Origin of the sequence: Pseudalkalibacillus sp. Hm43 (genome assembly GCF_051842935.1) — a bacterium.
Classification (GTDB): domain Bacteria; phylum Bacillota; class Bacilli; order Bacillales; family Fictibacillaceae; genus Pseudalkalibacillus.
The window spans coordinates 1,305,379-1,321,328 of the sequence record NZ_JBPXRR010000001.1 but is presented as its reverse complement, the minus strand read 5'-3'; the positions used below and the strand labels follow the sequence as shown (position 1 = coordinate 1,321,328).

The following is a 15,950-nucleotide window of genomic DNA, read 5'->3' as shown; positions in this document are numbered from 1 at the left end:
TATCTATTTAGTTGATGTAATTATAACAACTATAACAAACTATAACCAATATACAATAGGAATATCGGAGTAATTAAAAAAGAGGATTCTGATTGAGCAAGAATCCTCCGTTGTAGTGCTATTTGACAGTGAAGTAATGAATGCTGAAATGTCCCTTTTCGTCCAACCATACTGCTTCTCTCTTGAACCCACATTGCTCTGTGATTTTTTTGAATTCCTCAGGTTCATATTTGTAGGAATTTTCTGTGTGGATTGATTCACCTTCTCTGAAGTGAAAAATGTCTTCATCAATGGACACTTTTTGATCAACCGTACTGATCAAATGCATTTCAATTCGACCGATTTCTTCATTATAAAATGCATGGTGGCGAAAGGTGTCTAGCTTAAAGTCAGCAGAATGCTCCCTATTGATTCTTTTCAGTAGGTTCAAATTAAACTCAGCTGTAACATTTTGGCTGTCATTGTATGCATCTTCCAATATTGGCAGCTCTTTTTTTGTATCAACACCAATCAGTAGTCCATCTCCTTTCTGGAGAAGTTTTGATGTCCGCTTCAAAAAATTTTGCCCTACGAGTGGTTCGAAATTGCCATATGTGGATCCGGGAAAAAAGACAACTCTTTTCTTGGCCTTCCTTACTTCAATCGGTAGCTGGAACGGTTTTGTATAATCCGTACAAATGCCTTTGATCATCAGTTTGGGAAACCTATGAGAAAGATGGTTGACCGATTCCTCTAGGATGGATTTTGAAATATCTACTGGAATGTAAGCTGCTGGCTCCTGTAAATTTTCCAGCAATAGACTGATCTTCGTATGACTCCCGCTTCCAAACTCTAGTATTGAAGTGTCCTTTCCTATCATCTCGGATATCAAACAGCTATACTCCTTCATGATCTTCAATTCGGTTCGAGTAGGGTAGTATTCCGGTAATACTGTAATCTGTTCAAACAGTTGTGAACCTGCTTCATCATACAAAAGCTTCGGATCAGTCTGTTTGGGATCCTTTCTCAGTCCCATTACAATCTCTTCTTTAAAATCCATCAATTTCGGTTGAAAATCCAAAACTTCAACGTTTTTCATTTTGGCCTCCATCATGAATTTATCTTTGTATTCCTATATTAGCACTTGGGTTTTTGGAAGGCATGTGAATAGTCTTGAGATTTCATACATTTCTGACCATTCAAAACCTGTCCCTTACCAATTGTTGATTTCTTGGCATATGTGTCAAAGAAATAGCGATCATCTCGCTCTCAAAGCAAGAACGTGATATAATTCCTTCGTAGCTGAATTATGGAGGAATGTAAAAAATGATTACTGTTACAAATGTAGGTTTGCGATTTGCCGATCGCAAACTCTTTGAAGACGTCAATATAAAATTTACTCCTGGGAATTGTTATGGATTGATCGGGGCAAACGGTGCCGGTAAATCGACCTTCCTTAAAATTCTTTCTGGAGAAGTTGAACCACAAAATGGTGATGTTCATGTCCCACCTGGCCAACGCTTGGCTGTATTGAAACAGGACCACTTCGAGTACGAAGAATACGAAGTGATGAATACGGTCATCATGGGGCACGAACGCCTTTATGAAATCATACAAGAGAAGGACGCAATTTATGCAAAACCGGATTTCTCTGAAGAAGATGGAATTAAGGCTGCTGAACTAGAAGGAGAATTCGCGGAACTAAATGGTTGGGAAGCAGAATCCAACGCAGCTGTCCTTTTGAAAGGTCTTGGTATTGAAGAAGAACTTCATACGAAGAAAATGGCAGACCTGACAGGTTCCCAAAAGGTTAAGGTTCTTCTTGCTCAAGCTCTATTCGGAAATCCTGACATCCTTCTACTGGATGAGCCGACGAACGGTCTTGACTTGAAAGCGACTCATTGGCTGGAAGAATTCCTGATCAACTTCGAGAACACAGTCATCGTTGTATCCCATGACCGTCACTTCTTGAATAAAGTATGTACGCATATTGCCGACCTGGACTTTGGAAAAATTCAAATTTATGTCGGTAACTATGACTTCTGGTATGAGTCCAGTCAACTTGCTCAAAAGATGGCGTCCGAGCAAAACAAAAAGAAAGAAGAAAAGATCAAAGAATTGGAGAAGTTCATTGCGCGGTTCAGTGCGAACGCTTCGAAATCCAAGCAGGCCACTTCTCGTAAGAAGTTGCTTGATAAAATCACGCTTGATGACATCAAACCATCTTCCCGACGTTATCCATTCGTAGGATTTTCACCTGCACGAGAAATCGGTAACGATCTTCTAAGAGTCGAAGGTCTCACGAAAACAATCAATGGTGAGAAAGTATTGGACAATGTCAGCTTTGTCATGAACAAGGATGACAAGATTGCCCTAGTCGGTAAAAATGAAATTGCCAAAACGACGCTCATGAAGATACTCATGGGTGAGATGGAACCAGACAGCGGCTCATTCAAGTGGGGTGTCACGACTTCTCAAGCTTACTTCCCGAAAGACAACTCAGAGTATTTTGAAGGATGCGAACTCAACCTTGTGGATTGGCTCCGTCAATACTCCCCTGAGGATGACAGTGATACGTTCCTGCGCGGTTTCTTAGGCCGTATGCTCTTCTCCGGCGATGAGGTCAAGAAGAAAGCAAGTGTCCTGTCTGGGGGAGAAAAAGTACGCTGTATGCTATCGAAGATGATGCTGAGTCATGCGAATGTGCTATTGCTCGACGAGCCGACGAACCACTTGGACCTCGAATCCATCACGGCTTTGAACAATGGTCTGATCAAGTTCAAAGGTTCGATGCTATTCGCATCTCATGACCACCAATTCGTACAAACCATTGCAAACCGCATTATCGAGATTACCGATCATGGAATCATGGATAAGGAAATGGCATACGACGAATACCTTGAAAACAAAGAAATCCAACAGCAACTTGAAAAAATGTATGCTTAAGTATTGAGGCTGCACAAATAAACTTTGTGCAGCTTTTTTCTATGGTGTTGGGTGCGGGTTGTGGTAGTAAGATTGTCCTGATTTCTAAAACCTACCTGCCAAATTCTAAAACCCGAGCTCTCTTTTACAAAACCAACGTCCGTTTTTCCAAAACCAGCTTCACTTTTTCTAAAACATCCATCCAAATTTCTAAAACAAGTCCCCACCTTTCACATCCCAGCCCCTTCTCAACCACACGATTGTGACTTCGGCACCTTGTTCGTCAAGTTGTATAGGAAAAAATGGCTGTTTTTTTAAAATAATAGGAATTTTTCACAAGAATCATATATTTCTCCGTTATTCTCCTTTATAATGATAATAAGATAACTGTACGGTTCTTATTACATTTCTTAAGCATTCTACGCTTTAAACTGCGCTTGGTGATGACAAGTTCTCTCCTATTTGATCCAATTGACGTCAAACCACTCATTTCTTATTCCTTTTTAGAAAGTAGGTAATCCTATGGAATCTATCGTAATCCGCTCTTTCCAAAATGATGAAGTACGCTTTGCATTCGTTTATAATGGAAGATTATATACGATGATTATGAATTGGTCCGTTGAAGAGAAACGCTGGAATCTTCAAACCTATGATCAGGAATTGTTGAAAGATCCGGATCGACATAACTTTATCGTGACTCAGTTACTCTCAAATGAGCGGGTGCAAGAGTTTTTCAAAGAGAAAAACATCCATATGGAACAAATAGACTGTAAGGAATGCGGAAATGTTGCGGTTGAATAATCGTCAAGGTTGATACGATGTGTATCAACCTTTTTTATTTGATTTCTCATAAGCTCAGCTTATATGTTACAAGTCCTACAGATAAGCAACTTGTCATTTACCAGCTTTTTGAAGAGGTTTAAAATTTATGGCAAAAGGAAGAACAATACTGTACACCCTTTTACAATTAGCCACCGAAAATTATTATGTTTGGAGGGTTCCCCTTGTTCCGCAAGCGCCTGGTAATCGTAAGCATCTTCGCAGGTTCGTTTCTTGGAATGGCAAGCCACGTAATCGGTTAATGCAACCCGAACATCCTATCCCCTTTCTAAAAAGGGGATTTTTTTCTGAAATCAAAAAACGACGGATTGCCCGTCGTTTTCATCATCGTAATCATGATGATTTCTTTTCTGAACTGCTTTTTGATTCCGATATTTTACCTAGGAAGAAACCGTCGATTTGATCCAACTTTCCTCTCCATAAAATCTTTCCTTTAGAAGGAGTCGGTTTGCTGTCACCACAGTAAACGCGAGTATTTTTCAAATGGATGAAATTTGCTTCAGCATCATTATATTCATCTGTCGCTTCACTCGCGGCAGCTAATTCTTCACTCAGTTTCTGAGAGATGTCATTGCCGTTCTCAAGCTTTCCGCTGAGCGCTTCGAAATATTCTTTTGCAGAGATCATCGTGCCAGAAACGACTGCCCCATTGACATTCAAGGTGATATCAAGTGATAAGTCCCCTGTATTGGATGCTTTTACGAAATATTCAAGAACGTTGTCTTTGTCGGTTACTTTTTCCGAACTCATTGAGATCACTCCCTTATGATTTGCTCAAGATGACGTATCATCATCGCTCGTCAATGCAGTATCGTCATCCTCTTTCTTTTTAGTCGAATTTTTGGAGCTAGTGGAGTTGTTGTTACTTTTATTGTTCGTTGATTTACTCTTTTTGCCATCCTTATCGTCATCGTCTTCTTCATCGTCCTGATTTTCAGTCTGCTTTTTACTTTTACTGTTTGTCGTTTTCTTTTTCGCTTTCGACTCATCCGATGATTCTTCGTCTTCCTTCTTTTCATCTAACTCTTTGTCGAGCAACTGATTGATCTTCTCTTCTAATGAATCGAGCTTTTCCTGTAGTTTCTGATTTTCATTTCTCAGTTCTTCTATCTCTTCAGTGTCTACTTGTTCAGTAGTCGCTCCTACTTCTGTTTCAGCACCTTCTGCATTCGCATTACGCCTACGGTTTATGAAGTCTGTAGTGGACGTTTTTACAGAGTTGAACGCTGACATGGATTTCTCTTTTGCCGAGCGACCCAAAACCATACCTCTATTTTTGATCGCTTCCTTGTCGATCCTCTGCAACATTTTCTTGCCATTTTCAGGTGTAGCAAAGTATCCTAGAGCTGCACCAAGAATACCACCAGCTACTGTCCTTGATAGTGGTTTACCGGATTCATTATTAGTAGATGACTTTTTTTCTTCTCCCATATTTGACGCCTCCTCTTATTGATCATTCATTTTCCTTCGCATTCCAGCGATTGGTATCATCCAACTTATGTTCAAGCTGTTCTAAACGGCTTTTCAATTCTTCATTCTCTTCTTGTAATGCTTGTGTATGTTTTTCTGAAGCTTTAGAGCTTAAGTAAGGATCGTTTTCCCACCAATCCATGCCGATTTCCTTTGCTTTATCGACTGATGCTATGATGAGGCGAATCTTGATGGACAATAATTCCACATCCGCTAATCCGACTCGGATATCTCCTGCAATGACGACACCCTTGTCCAGCACCTTTTCCAAAACATCTACGATTGAATGTGATTGCACAGGATGTTCAACAGACATCTCTCATCCCTCCTTGGTCCCGTTCAGACACATGTTGCTATAGCAAATGACCTAATGGGCCGAGATCGATATTCAAGTCTTCTTCATCAAGATCAAAGAGATCTTTCAGTTCTTCCATCTTTTCTTCAAGATTCATCAAAGCTACACCCAAGTCTTCGATCTGTTCTTCTGAAAGCGCGCCACCTTCTACTCTTCTCAGTGCATTCCGTTCTACAACCTGTCGTAATAATTCAATGACGGTGAGCACTAATTGGGCAAGACCTTGTTGTGCATTATCCGGGTCGATTTCTATTCTTGAGTCCGTATGATTCATTGACTGCATTCGTCAGATCACCTCTCTGTTCATCTAGTTCTACCGATGTAATCGTTGAATCTCCTTTTGCTTGCACGAGGGTTTCAACCGAAGAGATCATCACGCGTAGATCTAAATAAACCAAATCTACTCCCGCTACTGATATGATGATATCACCCTTTATGGCGACACCTTTATCCAAAATGACATCTAATAGATCGATCAGTGCAATATCTTTGTTTTCAATTGATTCATGCATCCCGTCACCCCTCTGTTCAAGACAATCCGGAAAAGTGATAGGCTGGCCAAGGACCTGATACTTCGAACTTCCAGCCTTGAGGATTCAAGTCCTTTTGGAGACTCTTGATTTCTTCCAGATACGAATCGACTGTTTGGTCGGGAAGTAAGAAGACACTGTTCCAAGCCATACGTTCATTCATACCTGTGACATCCTTGTTCCAATTACGCTTAACTTCTGCTTTCTGCGAATACTTTTTCAAGCGGTCATGTACATCCTCACATAATGTGTTCTTCTCTTTCTCCATTTCTTGCTCGATCAACTGGTCTAATTTCTTCTTCTCGAAAAATCGCTTACCGGGAGACAACGAATCAAGATTTCGTCTCATCTCTTCCACGGCTGGAGAATCACCTTGACCTTTCCACTTTTTCTCGTCCAAGTAGATTTTGAGGTTCCATTCCTGATTCCCATCCAATGAGTCGAAAATGTCCATCAGTTTATCTTCATTTTCGCGGATCGTTTTCTTTACATTTTGCTCTGACTCATAAATCGTACAAAAGGAAGAGGGGATGATATCCGGGTACACCTTATACAAGGAAATCAAGGTCTCATGATGATGGAAAGCTTTCGATTTCAACCATTCCATGTCCTGATCGATTTTCGATTTGATGATCTCTTCTGAGTAATCATCAGGATCCAGCGCACATAAGATTGCTGTAATTTGACGGTCTTCAATCATATAAAGCTCTGTCTCACCATCAAATCCTTGTAAAGATGGAAGGTGATTCTGGTGTCGTTTAGAAGTAGGTATAAATCCATATAAATAGCTTAGATACTCCATCTTTCATCCCTCATTTCTTGGTCAATTCTTCCCACTGCTCCAACTCTCTCAGCTTTGCGATTTCATAGCGTTGCAACAGGATCTCTTCCTTTTCTTTAAAAACTTCTTCTGGAATTTCTTCGAGCTCATACATCATCTGCAATTGAATCAGCTTTTGTTGAATGGTATTCAAGTCGTATAATTCCTTGTCCACTTCCTCTTTCACCTTTTCACCGACTTTGACGACGGCATTCATTGGTGCAGTTACTAATTTATGAAGCATCAGCCTTCCTCCACACTCAAACGGATATTGACGAAATTATATACAGGCCAGGGTCCTGTATATTTGAAATCAACTTTGTCTTTCCATTTTTCATGTGCTTCATTCACTTTTGCATCAAAGTCTTCCTCTTGTTTTCTGTCAATCAGAAATGATGCGTTCAGGAGCATCTTTTCACCAAGGGGATCATTCGCTACCGCAGCTTCCGCTGTTTCTTCAAGAGGCTGATACACTTCGGATTTTATTTCACCTTGAATTTGAGAAACCATCTTCTGGGCAAAGCCCCCTAATTGGATACGATCATAATAGCTTGCAGCTTCTGACTTCCCTTTTACAGAGTTGGCTTTTTTCATCATCTCTGGATGTTCGTTGACTCTTGATTCGAGCCATTCTTTTTTGCCGATGACTTTCAAACCGAGCTCCATTTTGCCTTTTATCTTTGGGAAAAGTTGTTCGAATTGCGGATACAGGTTTTTAAGGAGAACTTCTACATCCTCTACACTCTTGAAAACATTACCGAAACTGATCGGTATGACGGTGTCCTTCCGATTCATCACTTCAGAAATGGTATTTTGATGAAACATCAAATTCTCTTTATTAGGATGGTAGATTTTCAATGGCACTTGAGCTACGACCATCGCAGCATCTTTATAGCGGATGGTGAAAATCTCGTATTCTCTTCCATCCATTTCAACGATTCCGAATTCATCTTCTTGATCGGTCTGTATTCCACAAAACAAATAGATTCCCATCTTGTCTTGACGATCCAAATGACTCACTCCCTATACCGACTTTTCATTATAACTTCTCACATGCTTGGATGACCCGTTTCGATGCTTCTGATGATGTGATCCCCTCTTCTGTAGCTGACTGACTCAATGGATAAGCAAGTATATCGATACAGAGTTGTTGGAATTCCTCGTTCTGCCCTTCAATAGGGATATCATCTTCCATCGCAATTCTGGCAATCATTAATGATGATCTTAAACTAGGTCCATTCCAATCTACTGTGCCTTGTTCTCTTAATAAGGAGACCAAGTTTGTAATCGCTTCTGCATCTTCTAAATCCATACCTAGCTTTTCAGAAACGATTTCTGCTTCTTTCTCTTTGCTTTTGTACTCGACGAATAACGTGATCATCCGGTCGAATAAAGCATCGGGGCTATTGAATACCCCTGCATATTCCCCGGGGTTGCTTGTAAAGATCACCGAGAAATCAGGATGGACCTTCACAAAAGGTTCTGTCGTTTTCGATCCGTATAGCGGTAGAACCCCTTCTTCCAATATGGATAAAAATAGATTATTCGTCGTCGGTCGAGACCGAGTGAACTCATCATACACAAGGGTGTATCCATTTTTGACCGCTTCTAGGAGTCGTCCATCCCTCCATGTTTCAGTAACGCTTTCATCCTTTTTATAAACGGAACGGACATATTGGTCGACCACTTTTTTGCTTGTATATCCCGTAAAATCTCCAATCAAGTCTTTATTATCGAGCTCATGATTACCGTGAATGAGCATCACAGGTCTTTTTCTTTTCTTAGCAAGGGCTAGAGCGAGGGAGGTTTTACCCGAACCCGTCGGACCTGTGAAATGTACTGGATACCCAGCTTTCAAGTATTGTAAGGATCGGTATAGGAGATGTGTCATTTCTTGGTCCTCTATCAAAGCCCTTGAATCTTTCATTCTTTTTTCTCTCAATTCAGCCATTGAAGCCTCCTACTGCTCTCCTTTAGACTTCAACATGGAGTGCGCTTCGATATCTTATATCTTGCCGTTTGAAAGAAGTGACCTCTTTATTTTTGTTGACCAGCACTTCATAAGTACCGACCATTTCGTCTTTTGCGTATTTCTTCATATACTCTTTTTCCTCGATCACTTCTATGGTGACACTCCAACCTTCATCTTCCCGCGCTTCAACAGAAGTAATTTTATGCGGCGGGGCCACATGTTCATTGAAGAATTCTGCAACATTATTCATGATTTGTTTGATTTCCATAGCCGCCTCCACTTCAATCTGATGGTAGGAGCAGGGGCTTTAATGAAGCCCCATTTCCCTATACACTGAATTGTGCACTTCTTCTTTCATTGCTTTGAGAAGGTAGTCCTTCTTCTTCAACTCCATCACGTAAAAGTCCCACTGCTTCTGCATATCGAAGCCAGGTGTCTACGCTTGCAATGACCACACGTGCTTCCACTGTAAGAATCTCGATTCCTACGACAGAGACCCGTGCAAATGCGTCAATGACGATTCCTTTATCGAGTATCCGATCGATTACCTCTGCCAAACTTGAGCTATCCGTCGTTTTTTGAACAGACATGATGAATGTCTCCCTTCTGTGTTTTAGGATCCTAACGTCTTGATATCTGTAGAAGATTTGATATTTGTTGAACTTTTAATCTGGGTAGAGCTTTTGATGTTCTGAGAGCTTTTGATCTCCTGGACACTTTTAATGTTCTTTACGCCTTTTATCTTGGTATTTTCATTAGAGGACAGCTTTTGTTGGAATTCTTCACCTGCATCCTTTACTTTCTCAAGCTTGTCCCTTACAGATAATAAGACATCCTGTACCTTCTCTTTCGCCTTTTCTGCCTGACCATGTACCTTTTCTGCATTTTCTTCTTTCGCATCAGCCATACGATCCGATACTTGGTCCGCTTTTGATTGGACATGGTCTTCTACTTTTTCAACGGCGTGCTCTTTTACTTTTTCTTTCGCTTTTTCCTTCAGGCTGGATGGTGCGAGCTGTACAGCCTTGTTGATGACTTTTTTGATAGGCTTGGATGCCATGTGATCCCCCCTTCACAGAGTCAAGGGTTTTCATTTCTTACTTTCCATCAGGGCATCGAGCTTCTCTTCTATGCGTTGAAGATGTTCATTCAATTGTTTGTTTTCTTCTTTCAACTCTTGATAACGATCTGAATCATCATTTTCCTGCTGGTTACCTTGGGAAGCATCACGTTTAAGCCTGTATCCTGCTGCAGTTTCACGAAACGTCATCACTAATTGATCGGTGATGATTTGTTGTGCTGTTCGTCTCAACTCGTTTCCTGCAGCTCTCATCGTTTCGGATTGATTGATGTTCTGAATCACTTTCTTTCCCGTACCAGGAGTAGTCAGTAGTCCGATGCCAGCACCAATAATTCCTCCCAATACAGCGAAATTCATCGATAACGTTTGATTGGAGTCATCTTTTTTTGATTGATTTGCCAATAGGTATCACTCCCTTCTAATCTTGCTTAATAAAATGTGCATCAAATACTGAATTGAGCCTGGCGATTTCTTTCTTCAATCTGTCCTTCTTCCTGGACATCATCTCGAAGCAATCCTACCGCATTGGCATATCTAAGCCACGTATCAACACTTGCAATGACGACCCGAGCTTCAACTGTCAAAATTTCAATACCGACAAGTGAGACCCTGGCGAAGGCATCTATCACTATCCCTTTGTCCAAAATACGATCGATGACTTCTGCTAAACTCGAGCTGTCCGTGGTCTTTTGGATACTCAACTGAATCGCTCCCTTCCTAGAGATCAAATCATTGAAAATCTGAATATTTTTTCTTAAATATAATGGGGATATACCCGCTAACAAATTGGAATAAAACCGCAAAACCTATCTATTTGATGGACTTACCAATATTTTCATATATTATTATCGAATAAAGTTTATTCGAAATGGAAAATTGCCTGCTATGTAAAGGTTCTCTGCTGAAAACTCTTTCTAATAAGACAAACATAACAATTTGATTACAGTTTATATTTTTTTATATTGAATGGTATTTTCTCTATTTCAGAATAGAAATTGACCGTTGCTCATATGGAATGCCTTTTTAAATATTTTCCTTGAAAATACACATCCTAACGATAGATGTTAGGAGGAGGCTTTCTGATGAGAAGTAAAAATTGGACACTAACCGTTGCTGTTCTCGCGTTGATTACGGGCGTCATTCTCTTACTCCCTGCTGATGAAGTGGAAGCACCGCTCGTTGTAGGAGAAGATTCTACAAAACGGATCATTCCAGACAAACTCTCTACAAAGCAATCTAATCAACTAGTGAAGATGGATTCCATTCAATATGGTAAAAATCTGGTACGGAAACTAGATACAAGTTCATCGATTGGTGTCATTCGTCATAAAACAAAAGTAAGCAGTCACTATCAAGACCGTGAAGTTACCGTTAAATTCAATCGGAAACCAACGAAAGAAGAATTGAGTCGTTTTGCCAATGAAATTGATGGTCAGGTGAGAAAAGAACTGGATTCGACTTATATCTTCAAGTCGAATACCCTTTCAACTCCGAAGCTTGTTCAATATTTCAACGAACAAGATCGTATAGTTTATGCTGAACCGAACTACATCTACTTGCAAAACGAAACGGATGATGAATTATATAGTCGTTACCAATGGAACCTGCCTGCTATCAGAACGGAAGACGGATGGAAGATATCCAGAGGAAATGAAGATGTCATCATCGCTATCATTGATACAGGTATTGATATGAAGCATCCCGATCTAGCTAAAAGAATTGTGGATGGTTACAATGTGTTGAATGAATCACCAATGCCGAATGATGACAACGGACATGGCACCCATGTCGCAGGAATCATCGCTTCAGAGACGAACAATGGTGTCGGTATTGCCGGTATGACCTGGTATAACCGGATTATGCCAATCAAAGCGATGAATGCAGATGGATATGGAACATCCTTCGATGTCGCTCAAGGAATTCGTTGGGCAGTAGAGCATGGAGCTGACGTCATCAACATGAGCTTAGGGAACTATAAAGCCTCTAAGGCATTGAAGGAAGCGATTGACTACGCTTATGAAAAAGATGTCATCATGGTTGCCGCTTCTGGGAATGAGAATACGAATCAGACGAGTTATCCGGCAGCCTTTGACAACGTCATCGGAGTTGCAGCTGTCAATCTGAACTTGAACCGAGCTGAGTTTTCGAATTATGGAGATTATATTGATGTCGCAGCACCTGGGGTGGATATTGCAAGCACTTATCTAGAAGGACAATATGCATCGCTTTCCGGTACTTCGATGGCGACTCCGCACGTTGCTGCACTTGCTGGTCTCATCAAGTCTTATCAACCGGATCTGAAGAATAGCGACATCATACGAATCATTGAAGAGACGACAGATGATGTTGGCGATCCTGGCAAAGATATTTACACTGGAAACGGTGTGATCAACGTTGCATCAGCTCTCGAATCTGCTAATGAAACGAAAAATCCCCTGAGCAACTTTGGAAAATGGTTCAAAGGTATACGATAAAAAGAGGATGCCCGGACTTTCAACGGGCATCCTCTTTTACAGGATTGTCACTCTTGGTCAATTTCAATAATTTGAGAATGGTTATGGTTACCTTTAGGAACTTTAACTGTCAGACGATTGCCGGACATAGAAGCTTTGATGCTTTTAGGAGCAACATTGGGGGGTAAAGGCAAATATCTTTCAATCCGTTTTGAGAAATTTTCTTTCTTCAGGATCTCCCCTTCATTGTTTTGAATCTGTTCGGTCTCAAACCGTTGAATCAAGATTCTTAACTGATGGTTCACCAAATCAAGATTCACTTTATCTTGGTCACTTACCGGTAAAGTTGCCTGAATGATCACTTCATTTTCTGTTTCAGTACTATCGACATGAAAGAAATAATTGTTTTGAAAGTGGTTTAAGTGATGGTCGAATTCTTTCAGAGAATGTGCCAATTGTTGATCGATCGATTTCAACAACCCATCCAATCGTTCATCGTTAAAAAGGTTTTTCAATTGTTCCTTCCAGAAGTCCACTGTATACTCCCTCCTTTATCCTATCATCAGAAGTTCGCTAAGTTGTTGGAATCGCTGATATCAGGATCCAACGTATTCGTCATATTCCAGAAGTTGTTCACAAGCATGAAGTCGCCAGTGTTACCTCCACCCGATCCACTTGCAGATTTAGATGTGGATTTTGGAGAAATGTACAATGTATCCCCGAAGTTCACGGTTCCATTACTTTCAACTGTACTGATTTTAATTGGAGCTAAAATGACCGAAGGCAAAAGACTCTCCCCTTTCTTGAAAGGATCCTTGGGCTGATTTACTAAGGTATTGTATGCATATCAATAGAAAGGGGTACTCATTAACAATCAATTAGGTATATGCATATGTTGAAAGAAATAACTTCTAAAGGATGTTTTACACATGCCTGCCATGGTTGGAGCTATCAAAATCAACGAAATATCCGGCACAGCCATCTTCAATGTGGGAGATGTGTACCATATGTCACCTCAAAGTCAAACGAAGACGTTTGCCGGCGCAGGCTCTTTCAATACGGGGGATTACCTTCAGGTCAATAATGGCTATAGTGTGACACACACCATAGACTCGGATGTCATTGATTCAAGTAATATCGGAAATCAGGGCTAGCCGCTCTATCGAAATTCCACTTCATCCTGACGACTTGTTTCATATATTTATGCGGAGGCTGTGTTAAAAACTTATCCATTCCGCATAGGTTAGAAATAAGGGGGTGATGGGCTTGAGCAACATCAATTACTTACACCAGCGAATCCAACAGCTAGAAGAGATGATCAGACAATTACAAGCGAAAACGGATTCGTTTGAGAACATGATCACATCCCTGCAAAACGAATTGAGCCAATTGAAAAGCTCACCCCAGACATCCATTGAATACAAGTTCGATCAATTAAAAATAGAAACCCTTGAAGGTACGTTGAATATCGGTCTCACCCCTGGTGGGAACGGTTTTGAAAATATTGAGGATCTCGGCGTAAATGGAGGAAACTTCAAGGTCAATCAACAGCAACAAGATACAGAAGCACCCTATACGAATGAAATGTATAACTGGATCAACCAAGGAGTCGATCATTATTTAAACAATGATGTGTTCAATGATATTAAGAAAGTCGAACGACAAACCCAGTACCGATTGAATGAATCCCAGTTGAAATTGGTGGTAGAAGATATCAAGAAACAGATGGGGTTACGACTACCACATTATATGATGGCTGCGAAAAAGGAAAACATCCGATCCAATCCTTCTCAAGAGGCTGATCGAATCATGACACAAATCAAAAAAGATATTTTGACGGGAATTGAAATATACTTAAATAATGAAAAGAAGAAATCTCAAGGAGGCCAACAGGATGGAACTTAATGTCATCAACCGGGATATATCTGTAGGAGATATCCGAATCATCGGTATTGGTACATCCGCGATGGTACTTGTCGGAGATAGTGATGTGATCAACTGTCAATCCATGTTCGACACGCCACCTGAATCATTGATCATTGGTACGCCTCTCGTCCCGTTATCAAAGGAATAATCAGATGGATCGCACTTCTGTTGTTCAGAATATGCAAATCACTTCCCTTGTTTCTGCGTCCATTGTCCAGATTGGTGATACCAGAATCCTCACCCCTTCTTCCAAAGCCTTGGCTGTACAAAGACAAGAATCGACCTATGATCCAAAAGAGCACGAGTTTGATATGTATCCGATGTTTACCGCACCATTCCCTCCATTCGAATATGAAACCATTCCTGTCAACACGGTTCAAGAAGTACCAGCAATTCATGTCAACTCCATAAAAATCATCGGTATAGCTGCTTCTTCAGTAGTACGTGTCGGAAAGACTGATTACATTTGCAATGAAGCACGTGTGAAGCATATCCGACAGTTTACTTTGAATCCATATGATTAGGAGGGTTTGGGGATGAATGTATACGTCAATCAAACGATCTCAATCCAAACCATCCGAATCGATGGTCTATCCAACTCTTCCGTACTTCAAATTGGAACGAGCGGAGTCATCAAACCGGTCTCATACCTTTCCAATACGGGAGGGTATACCGGACCTGCACCGGCAATTGAAAATCCATTCGGCAGTGTCATTGAGCAACCTTTTGAAGGACCTCTTGTGCCTTTATCAGGTCCACGTGAACCAAAAGCAACATAATGTGAGGAGATTGTATGGATACTTGGTCTAAAATGATGGAATGGAAGCAAGTTGCAGATAAATACATGAATCAAAGCTTCTTTCCGGATTATCAGCAACCTAAGAAACAAAGTCCGCAGGTGAATATTTATGAATCTGATAATGAACTGTTATGTCTCATATCCTTGCCTGGATTGAATCGTGTAGATGATGTCGAAGTGTATGTATACAAAAGTTCCATAAAATTAATTGGCAATACGACGTTACAAACGCATGGGATGTCATTGAAACAAGATGAAATATTCCAAGGGAGATTCGAGCGGGATATCACTTTACCTTATTCAGTCCGTGAAGAGCCGATTGATGCCTATTATCAAAAAGGTGTTTTATATATTCGACTTTATAGACTTTTGACCGATGACCGTCCAAAAAAGAAGGTACAAATCAAAGATCATGGAGAATAATAGTAGGGCTTGCCCGAAAATTTTGCACACATCTCATGTCGCTAACACCCTTAAGGTGTATGAGTTGTCCCAAAATGATCGGTAAGCCCTTTCCTTTTATACGTTTCCAACATTGTTGCTATCCGAGACATCTGGATCAATAGCTACAACTGCGCTGAACAGGTTATTCACTTGAGAAAAATCCCCAGTATTTCCTCCCCCTGAACCTGTAACTGATTTTGAAGTAGAAACGGGTGAATTATAAAACAGGTCTCCAAAATTGACATTTCCATCATTGACAGTTGAAATCTTGATGGCACCTAATATGATAGATGGCATATATACACTCCTTCAGTTTGTCTCAAAAGAAAAAGAGTCGGACCCACCTGGTTATATAG

27 protein-coding genes are annotated in these 15,950 nt (G+C 40.6%); 9 read left to right on the top strand and 18 right to left on the bottom strand.

Annotated features, from left to right (window positions below; genetic code table 11):
- Nucleotides 1-118: 118 nt before the first annotated feature.
- Complete coding sequence (gene egtD, locus ACSVDE_RS07080; protein WP_439300228.1) at nt 119-1,078, bottom strand: L-histidine N(alpha)-methyltransferase; 960 nt, start codon at nt 1,076-1,078, stop codon at nt 119-121.
- Nucleotides 1,079-1,305: 227 nt separating this feature from the next.
- On the opposite strand from egtD, the gene ACSVDE_RS07075 reads away from it, so the two are divergent.
- Together ACSVDE_RS07075 and ACSVDE_RS07070 are read left to right on the top strand one after the other, a co-directional pair.
- Nucleotides 1,306-2,925, top strand: coding sequence for an ABC-F family ATP-binding cassette domain-containing protein (locus tag ACSVDE_RS07075; protein ID WP_439300227.1), 1,620 nt, complete (start codon nt 1,306-1,308; stop codon nt 2,923-2,925).
- 501 nt (nt 2,926-3,426) lie between these two features.
- On the top strand, nt 3,427-3,705 hold the full coding sequence (locus ACSVDE_RS07070) for a hypothetical protein (protein ID WP_439300226.1): 279 nt from the start codon (nt 3,427-3,429) through the stop codon (nt 3,703-3,705).
- Between the two features lie 372 nt (nt 3,706-4,077).
- Here the strand turns inward: ACSVDE_RS07070 and gvpU are convergent, their stop codons facing one another.
- Genes gvpU through gvpA (ACSVDE_RS07000) form a run of 14 tightly spaced genes read right to left on the bottom strand, consistent with a single transcriptional unit; the run spans nt 4,078 to nt 10,673 of the window.
- Nucleotides 4,078-4,494 (bottom strand): gas vesicle accessory protein GvpU, encoded by a 417-nt coding sequence (gene gvpU, locus ACSVDE_RS07065; protein ID WP_439300225.1) that lies wholly within the window; start codon nt 4,492-4,494, stop codon nt 4,078-4,080.
- Between the two features lie 24 nt (nt 4,495-4,518).
- Nucleotides 4,519-5,175, bottom strand: coding sequence for a GvpT/GvpP family gas vesicle accessory protein (gvpT, locus tag ACSVDE_RS07060; RefSeq protein ID WP_439300224.1), 657 nt, complete (start codon nt 5,173-5,175; stop codon nt 4,519-4,521).
- Between the two features lie 22 nt (nt 5,176-5,197).
- On the bottom strand, nt 5,198-5,530 hold the full coding sequence (gene gvpJ, locus ACSVDE_RS07055) for a gas vesicle protein GvpJ (RefSeq protein WP_439300223.1): 333 nt from the start codon (nt 5,528-5,530) through the stop codon (nt 5,198-5,200).
- Between the two features lie 37 nt (nt 5,531-5,567).
- Nucleotides 5,568-5,852, bottom strand: coding sequence for a gas vesicle protein K (locus ACSVDE_RS07050; RefSeq protein WP_439300222.1), 285 nt, complete (start codon nt 5,850-5,852; stop codon nt 5,568-5,570).
- Nucleotides 5,803-6,081 carry a gas vesicle protein gene (locus ACSVDE_RS07045; RefSeq protein ID WP_439300221.1) on the bottom strand — a complete coding sequence of 93 codons (279 nt, stop codon included), beginning with the start codon at nt 6,079-6,081 and terminating at the stop codon, nt 5,803-5,805. Before ACSVDE_RS07045 ends, ACSVDE_RS07050 begins: the two co-directional genes overlap by 50 nt.
- A gap of 16 nt (nt 6,082-6,097) precedes the next feature.
- Nucleotides 6,098-6,901 (bottom strand): GvpL/GvpF family gas vesicle protein, encoded by an 804-nt coding sequence (locus ACSVDE_RS07040; protein ID WP_439300220.1) that lies wholly within the window; start codon nt 6,899-6,901, stop codon nt 6,098-6,100.
- 10 nt (nt 6,902-6,911) lie between these two features.
- Entirely contained in the window at nt 6,912-7,163 is a 252-nt protein-coding gene (locus tag ACSVDE_RS07035; RefSeq protein WP_439300219.1) for a gas vesicle protein GvpG, read from the bottom strand.
- Nucleotides 7,163-7,930: a GvpL/GvpF family gas vesicle protein gene (locus tag ACSVDE_RS07030; RefSeq protein ID WP_439300218.1), complete on the bottom strand. Its 768-nt coding sequence runs from the start codon at nt 7,928-7,930 to the stop codon at nt 7,163-7,165. The genes ACSVDE_RS07035 and ACSVDE_RS07030 overlap by 1 nt, the downstream gene beginning before the upstream one ends.
- 28 nt (nt 7,931-7,958) lie before the next feature.
- Nucleotides 7,959-8,870, bottom strand: a complete 912-nt coding sequence (gvpN, locus tag ACSVDE_RS07025; RefSeq protein ID WP_439300217.1) for a gas vesicle protein GvpN — start codon at nt 8,868-8,870, stop codon at nt 7,959-7,961.
- 22 nt (nt 8,871-8,892) lie between these two features.
- Nucleotides 8,893-9,159 carry a gas vesicle protein GvpO gene (gene gvpO / locus ACSVDE_RS07020; RefSeq protein WP_439300216.1) on the bottom strand — a complete coding sequence of 89 codons (267 nt, stop codon included), beginning with the start codon at nt 9,157-9,159 and terminating at the stop codon, nt 8,893-8,895.
- 58 nt (nt 9,160-9,217) lie between these two features.
- A complete protein-coding gene (gene gvpA / locus ACSVDE_RS07015) occupies nt 9,218-9,481 on the bottom strand; it encodes a gas vesicle structural protein GvpA (RefSeq protein WP_439300215.1) in 264 nt (87 codons plus the stop codon).
- Between the two features lie 23 nt (nt 9,482-9,504).
- The gene (gvpQ, locus tag ACSVDE_RS07010; protein ID WP_439300214.1) at nt 9,505-9,951 is read right to left on the bottom strand and encodes a gas vesicle protein GvpQ; all 447 of its coding nucleotides are present in this window, start codon (nt 9,949-9,951) and stop codon (nt 9,505-9,507) included.
- Nucleotides 9,952-9,981: 30 nt separating this feature from the next.
- The gene (locus ACSVDE_RS07005) at nt 9,982-10,374 is read right to left on the bottom strand and encodes a GvpT/GvpP family gas vesicle accessory protein (RefSeq protein ID WP_439300213.1); all 393 of its coding nucleotides are present in this window, start codon (nt 10,372-10,374) and stop codon (nt 9,982-9,984) included.
- A gap of 41 nt (nt 10,375-10,415) precedes the next feature.
- The gene (gene gvpA, locus ACSVDE_RS07000) at nt 10,416-10,673 is read right to left on the bottom strand and encodes a gas vesicle structural protein GvpA (RefSeq protein ID WP_439300212.1); all 258 of its coding nucleotides are present in this window, start codon (nt 10,671-10,673) and stop codon (nt 10,416-10,418) included.
- A 381-nt stretch (nt 10,674-11,054) separates the two neighbouring features.
- Here gvpA (ACSVDE_RS07000) and ACSVDE_RS06995 point away from each other — a divergent pair, with 381 nt between their 5' ends.
- A complete protein-coding gene (locus ACSVDE_RS06995) occupies nt 11,055-12,446 on the top strand; it encodes a S8 family peptidase (RefSeq protein ID WP_439300211.1) in 1,392 nt (463 codons plus the stop codon).
- 47 nt (nt 12,447-12,493) lie between these two features.
- Here the strand turns inward: ACSVDE_RS06995 and ACSVDE_RS06990 are convergent, their stop codons facing one another.
- Nucleotides 12,494-12,961: an Hsp20/alpha crystallin family protein gene (locus ACSVDE_RS06990; RefSeq protein ID WP_439300210.1), complete on the bottom strand. Its 468-nt coding sequence runs from the start codon at nt 12,959-12,961 to the stop codon at nt 12,494-12,496.
- A 26-nt stretch (nt 12,962-12,987) separates the two neighbouring features.
- Entirely contained in the window at nt 12,988-13,212 is a 225-nt protein-coding gene (locus ACSVDE_RS06985) for a spore germination protein (protein ID WP_439300209.1), read from the bottom strand.
- Between the two features lie 142 nt (nt 13,213-13,354).
- Between ACSVDE_RS06985 and ACSVDE_RS06980 the strand changes: the two genes are divergently transcribed.
- The 6 genes from ACSVDE_RS06980 to ACSVDE_RS06955 all read left to right on the top strand — a co-directional run bounded on the left by ACSVDE_RS06980 (nt 13,355) and on the right by ACSVDE_RS06955 (nt 15,573).
- Complete coding sequence (locus ACSVDE_RS06980) at nt 13,355-13,579, top strand: spore germination protein (protein ID WP_439300208.1); 225 nt, start codon at nt 13,355-13,357, stop codon at nt 13,577-13,579.
- A gap of 112 nt (nt 13,580-13,691) precedes the next feature.
- On the top strand, nt 13,692-14,330 hold the full coding sequence (gene gerPC, locus ACSVDE_RS06975; protein ID WP_439300207.1) for a spore germination protein GerPC: 639 nt from the start codon (nt 13,692-13,694) through the stop codon (nt 14,328-14,330).
- Complete coding sequence (locus ACSVDE_RS06970; RefSeq protein WP_226548758.1) at nt 14,320-14,499, top strand: spore gernimation protein GerPD; 180 nt, start codon at nt 14,320-14,322, stop codon at nt 14,497-14,499. The genes gerPC and ACSVDE_RS06970 overlap by 11 nt, the downstream gene beginning before the upstream one ends.
- Before the next feature lie 4 nt (nt 14,500-14,503).
- Complete coding sequence (locus tag ACSVDE_RS06965; RefSeq protein WP_439300206.1) at nt 14,504-14,875, top strand: spore germination protein GerPE; 372 nt, start codon at nt 14,504-14,506, stop codon at nt 14,873-14,875.
- 12 nt (nt 14,876-14,887) lie between these two features.
- A complete protein-coding gene (locus tag ACSVDE_RS06960; protein ID WP_439300205.1) occupies nt 14,888-15,130 on the top strand; it encodes a spore germination protein GerPB in 243 nt (80 codons plus the stop codon).
- Between the two features lie 14 nt (nt 15,131-15,144).
- On the top strand, nt 15,145-15,573 hold the full coding sequence (locus ACSVDE_RS06955; protein WP_439300204.1) for an Hsp20/alpha crystallin family protein: 429 nt from the start codon (nt 15,145-15,147) through the stop codon (nt 15,571-15,573).
- A gap of 96 nt (nt 15,574-15,669) precedes the next feature.
- Here ACSVDE_RS06955 and ACSVDE_RS06950 read toward each other — a convergent pair whose 3' ends face one another.
- Nucleotides 15,670-15,891 carry a spore germination protein gene (locus ACSVDE_RS06950; RefSeq protein ID WP_439300203.1) on the bottom strand — a complete coding sequence of 74 codons (222 nt, stop codon included), beginning with the start codon at nt 15,889-15,891 and terminating at the stop codon, nt 15,670-15,672.
- Between the last annotated feature and the right edge of the window lie 59 nt (nt 15,892-15,950).